This is a genomic window from Streptomyces sp. ID05-39B (genome assembly GCF_033794725.1).
Lineage (GTDB): Bacteria > Actinomycetota > Actinomycetes > Streptomycetales > Streptomycetaceae > Streptomyces > Streptomyces bobili.
The window spans coordinates 1-5,019 of sequence record NZ_JARGEF010000385.1; the positions used below are offsets into that span (position 1 = coordinate 1).

General features: G+C 71.1%; 4 protein-coding genes, 1 pseudogene and 1 riboswitch. Of the genes and pseudogenes, 4 read left to right on the forward strand and 1 reads right to left on the reverse strand.

Annotated elements, in window-relative coordinates; all coding sequences use genetic code 11:
* Positions 1-348, forward strand: a pseudogene (locus P1P75_RS39585) (peptidase S15); the annotation flags it as partial.
* 272 nt (positions 349-620) lie between these two features.
* Positions 621-807, forward strand: a riboswitch (cyclic di-AMP (ydaO/yuaA leader).
* A 5-nt stretch (positions 808-812) separates the two neighbouring features.
* Positions 813-1,295 carry a transglycosylase SLT domain-containing protein gene (locus tag P1P75_RS39590; protein ID WP_319264474.1) on the forward strand — a complete coding sequence of 161 codons (483 nt, stop codon included), beginning with the start codon at positions 813-815 and terminating at the stop codon, positions 1,293-1,295.
* 60 nt (positions 1,296-1,355) lie between these two features.
* Here the strand turns inward: P1P75_RS39590 and P1P75_RS39595 are convergent, their stop codons facing one another.
* Positions 1,356-2,180 (reverse strand): HAD family hydrolase, encoded by an 825-nt coding sequence (locus tag P1P75_RS39595; protein WP_319264476.1) that lies wholly within the window; start codon positions 2,178-2,180, stop codon positions 1,356-1,358.
* Between the two features lie 251 nt (positions 2,181-2,431).
* Between P1P75_RS39595 and P1P75_RS39600 the strand changes: the two genes are divergently transcribed.
* Together P1P75_RS39600 and P1P75_RS39605 are read left to right on the forward strand one after the other, a co-directional pair.
* A complete protein-coding gene (locus P1P75_RS39600) occupies positions 2,432-3,568 on the forward strand; it encodes a GNAT family N-acetyltransferase (RefSeq protein ID WP_319264478.1) in 1,137 nt (378 codons plus the stop codon).
* A gap of 61 nt (positions 3,569-3,629) precedes the next feature.
* Positions 3,630-5,019 (forward strand): glycosyltransferase family A protein (locus tag P1P75_RS39605; RefSeq protein ID WP_319264480.1); only part of this gene is annotated, 1,390 nt, incomplete at its 3' end.

Genomic DNA, 5,019 nt, shown 5'->3' on the forward strand with positions numbered 1-5,019 from the left:
GGTCTGGCCGGGGCCGGGGACAGGTGGCGGCTTGAGGTCGTTCCGCCGGATGCCGGCACGCGCGTGTATCCCGACGGTCTGGAGTACACCGAGGACGCGCTGACGACGTACACGATCACCGAGCGCGACCCCTTGTCGGCCCGCGTCCGCTGTGACCGGACGGTCCGGCTGTACCGCCCGGAGCGGGGCTGGGACACGGGCGTGCGAACCCGCTCGGAGGTCACCTGCGACACGACGGACTTCATCGTCACCCACGAGGTGGTGTGCACGGAGGGCGGCCAGGTGGTCTTCCACCGGACCTGGCGGAAGCACATTCCCCGGACGCCTCTCCCACACCCGCCCCTTTAAAAGGGACTTGGGGCTCAATGCCCGTTTTACCCCTGTTGTGGACGTCGGTGAGTTGGCTCACTACGCGCCCATGCGGGCGACTCGGACCGGAAGTTGCGATTCCGCTTTGCCTGGCGGCGAGTTGACGCTTGGCGAACGCAAAGGATCAAGCAGGCAAAGTCATCTGATCATGGTCAATAGGTGCGAACTGTGAATCCGGCACTTGTTCCGGACATGTGCTCTCGCATACGTTCCCGGCCTGTCGGGCAGACGCCTAATCCTGCCGCCGCCCGACAACCCATCGACCGACACTCACGCACGGCAGGAGCGGGGGACCCAGGTAGGCCGCCGAGCCGTACGTCACACACGTACCGGACCGGCTTGGGGTGAAGTCGCGTCGCCGTACCCCTACGGCGGCCGGCCGGGCACTTTCCAGCCCGAACCCGACAGCTCACCTCGTAGGCACCGGAGAGGAACCTTTCGTCATGCCCGCTGCCGTTCAGCACCGCCGTACCCGCCTTGCCCGCACCCTCGCCGTCGCCGCCACCGGCGCCGCCGTGCTGGCCCTCCCGCTCATCGGCTCGACCAGCGCCTCCGCGGCCACCACGACGTCGGCCACGACCGCCGCGACGACCGCCGCCGGGTACACCAACAACCTCGACGGCTGGATCCGCGAGTCGCTCGCGATCATGGCCGAGAAGGACATTCCGGGCACGTACAACGGCATCTACCGCAACATCATGCGGGAGTCCTCGGGCAACCCGAACGCCATCAACCTGTGGGACTCCAACGCGGCCGCGGGCATCCCGTCCAAGGGCCTTCTCCAGGTCATCGACCCCACCTTCGCCGCGTACCACGTGTCCGGCACCGCCTACGACCCGTACGACCCGGTCGCCAACATCACCGCCGCCTGCCACTACGCGCAGCACCGGTACGGCTCGATCGACAACGTCTTCGGCGCCTACTGACAGCCGCCCCGGGGGAGCTCCCTGGAGCACCCAAGGGGACCTAGGGGGACCTAGGGGGACCTAGGGGAAGAGTCCTTCGAGGACGACGGCCACGCCGTCGTCCTCGTTCGACGTCGTCACCTCGTCGGCCACCGACTTGAGTTCCGGGTGGGCGTTGGCCATCGCCACCCCGTGCCCCGCCCAGTCGAACATCGGGATGTCGTTGGGCATGTCGCCGAAGGCGATCGTGTCCCGCGACCGCAGCCCGAGGTGCTCGGCCGCCAGGGCCAGTCCGGTCGCCTTGGTGACGCCGCACGGCTGGAGTTCCACCGTGCCCGGCCCGGACATCGTGACGGTGGCGAGCGAGCCGACCACCGAACGGGCCGTCGCCGCCAACTCGTCGTCGGACAAGGTGGGATGGCGCAGCAGCACCTTGCTGATCGGCTCGCACCACAGGTCGTCGCGTGCTCCGACCCGCAGGGCCGGCAGGGTCGGATGCGGCATCAGATAGCCCGGCTCGATGAGCGTCAGTCCGTCGACCCCGTCCTGGTCGACGGCCACGTACACCTCGCCGACCTCGGCCTCGATCTTGCCGAGCGCGGTCTCGGCCAGTTCCCGGTCCAGGGTGACCGACCACAGCAACCGGTCGGCTCCGGCGTCGTAGAGCTGCGCCCCCTGTCCGCACACCGCGAGCCCTTTGCCGCCCAGGATGTCCAGCAGCGGCCGTACGCGAGGGGCCGGGCGGCCGGTCACCACGAGGTGGCGGGCGCCGGCGGCGGCCACCCCCGCGAGCGCGCGCAGTGACCGGTCGGAGAAGGTGTCGTCGCCGCGCAGCAGCGTTCCGTCCAGGTCGGTGGCGACGAGGGAGTACGCGCAGTGCGCGTCATATGCGGTGGGTGCGGCCATGATCAGAGAATACGGACCCCAACCGGCTCCGGCTCACCTCCAGTTCGGTGCCGTTCGCACGGGAAACGACGCCATTCGAGCGGGAAACGGCTTTCTACCGCAACGCCGGGTACAGCGAAGTTAAAGGCCTATGCACCGGTTGGCAACAACATGGCCCACTACCTACCGTCCGCGGCACCTGGAGCGGTACCGTCCAGACAGTCCAGGGGGGACTTGATCGGGGGGTCAGGTTGAGCAGCGGACGTATTCGGGTGCTGAAGCCGGAGGAGCTCGGCGAGGGGGAACGGGAGCGGTGGCGCGCGCTGCGCGCCGCGTCGACGGCTGCGCGCAACCCGTTCATGGAACCGGAGTTCACCGACGCCGTGGGCCAGGTGCGGCCCGGCACGCGCGTCGCGGTGGTGTACGAGGGGCGGGAGCCGGTCGGCTTCCTGCCCTACGAACGGGGCAGGTTCGGCCAGGGCCATGCCCTCGCGTACGGCGTCTCGGACGCACAGGGCGCCGTCCTCGGCCCCGGTCTCGGCATCGGTCTCGGCGAAGGTCGCGGCGTCGATGGCGGCGGTGGCGGCTCCGGTCGCGGCTCCGGTCCCGGGCTGGACGCGGACGGCCTCCTGCGGGCCTGCTCCCTGTCGAGCTTCGCCTTCGACAACCTGGAGGCGGAGCAGGCACTGTTCGTCCCGCACGCGGCGGCCGAGTACGCCTCCTATGTCATCGACGTGGAAAAGGGTTACGAAACGTACGAGTCCGTCCTGCGCGCACAGTCACCGAAGTTCCTGAAGACGACACTCGCCAAGGAGCGTCGGCTCGGCCGTCAGGTCGGTGACCTGCGGTTCGTGTTCGACGAACGCGAACCGGCCGCGCTGCGCACGCTGATGGCGTGGAAGTCCGCGCAGTACCGCAGGACCGGCCGCCGGGACCGGTTCGCACAGGACTGGATCACCCGGCTCGTGAGCCTGCTCGCCTCTCGGACGCGCGGCCCCGACTGCTCCGGCACGCTCTCCGTCCTCTACGCCGGCGGGCAGCCGATCGCCGCGCACTTCGGGCTGCGCTCGTCGACCGTCCTGGCCTGCTGGTTCCCGGCCTACGACCCGGAGTTCGCGAAGTACTCGCCCGGACTCGTGCTGCATCTGCGGATGGCCGAGGCGGCCGCCGCCGAGGGCATCGGGCTGCTCGACCTCGGCCGGGGGGCCGCCGAGTACAAGGACTCGCTGAAGACGGGCGAGGTGCCGGTCTACGAAGGGGCCTGGACGCGTCCGGGAGCGGGCGCGGCGCTCTACTGGCTCAGCCGCGAACCCTCGCGCCGCGCGCACCACTTCGTACGCGGCCGGCCGTGGCTCGCGGCGACGGCCGCACGGGCGCTGAAGGAAGTCGGGCGGCTGCGCCGGTCCTGACGGTTTCCGCGGTTCCACGGCTTCCACGGTTTGCACGGTTTCCACGGTTTCCACGGTTTCCATGAGGAGGGGGAGATCCGTGTCCCACGCGACACGTGTACGGCAGGAGATCCAGCGGTTCCACGCGATCGAGCCGGTGCAGGTCGCCGAACTGGAACTGGACGACGGTGGGGCGCTGAGACCCGGACCGGGCAGCCCGCCCGTCACGCACGGCGAGGTGTTCCTGCTGGTCAGGAGGGGCGGCCGGCCGGTCGCCACGCTGCTCGGGCGGGTACCCGAGGGCGCCGATCCGCGAGCGGTCCTCACCGCACTGGCCCGACGGCACGTGGGGGCCGGGCCGGAAGCGGTCCCCACGGGGGTCACCGTGCCCTTCACCAGCGTCGTCATCGCCACCCGCGAGCGCGCCGACCGGCTCGCCCACGCGCTCGACTCGATGCTCGCCCAGGACCACCCCGACTTCGAGATCGTCGTCGTCGACAACGCCCCGGTGACGGACGCGACGCGGGTACTCGTCGAGCGCAAGTACGCCGAGCGCGTGCGGTACGTGACCGAGCCCGTGCCCGGCCTCGCCGTCGCCCACAACACGGGCCTCGCGGCGGCGCGCGGCGACGTGGTCGCCTTCACCGACGACGACGTGGTCGCCGACCCTCGCTGGCTGACCGAACTCACCGCGCCGTTCGCCGCCGACCCCGGACTCGGCTGCGCGACCGGCCTGATCCTTCCGGCCCGGCTGCGCACCCCGGCCCAGGTGCTCCTGGAGAGCCACGGCGGCTTCGCGAAGGGCTTCACGCCACGGACGTACGACCCTGCCGGACCGCCCGCCGACGAGCCGCTGTTCCCGTTCACGGCGGGGCGGTTCGGGTCCGGCGCGAACATGGCGTTCCGGACCGGCGTACTGCGCGCGGTCGGCGGCTTCGACCCGGCGACGGGGGCGGGGACGCTCGCGCGCGGCGGCGACGACCTCTACGGCTTCGTCCGCGTGCTCGCCCAGGGCCACCGCCTGCACTACACGCCGCGGGCCCTGGTCTGGCACCACCACCGAGAGACCTGGCAGGACCTGGAGACCCAGGCGTACGGCTACGGCGCCGGCCTCACCGCCTACCTCACCGCGATCCTGGTCAACCGGCCCGCCCTGCTGCCCGCGTTCCTCGCCCGGCTGCCCCGCGGGCTCGCCCACGCCCGCACACTGACGGCGGTCAGGGACACGGAGGGGGCAAAGGGCTCAGAGGGGGTGGCGAGTGTGGCCGGTGCGGAGGGTGTGCCTGGTGGGCATGACGACCGCCGTCATCCGTGGCCGCGCAGGCTGTCGCGGCTGCAGCGTAAGGGGATGGTGTACGGGCCGGTCGGCTATCTGCGCGCCCGTCGCGCGCTGCGGGCCGCGTCCCTGGAGTCTGCGTTGTCCGGAGTGTCCGGGGTGTCTGGGGTGTCCGGGGTGTCCGGGGTGTCCGGGG

Excerpts from the sequence above, each read along its gene's own strand:
- P1P75_RS39590 (WP_319264474.1), top strand. The coding sequence starts at position 813 with ATGCCCGCTGCCGTTCAGCACCGCCGTACCCGCCTTGCCCGCACCCTC.
- P1P75_RS39595 (WP_319264476.1), bottom strand. The coding sequence starts at position 2,180 with ATGGCCGCACCCACCGCATATGACGCGCACTGCGCGTACTCCCTCGTC.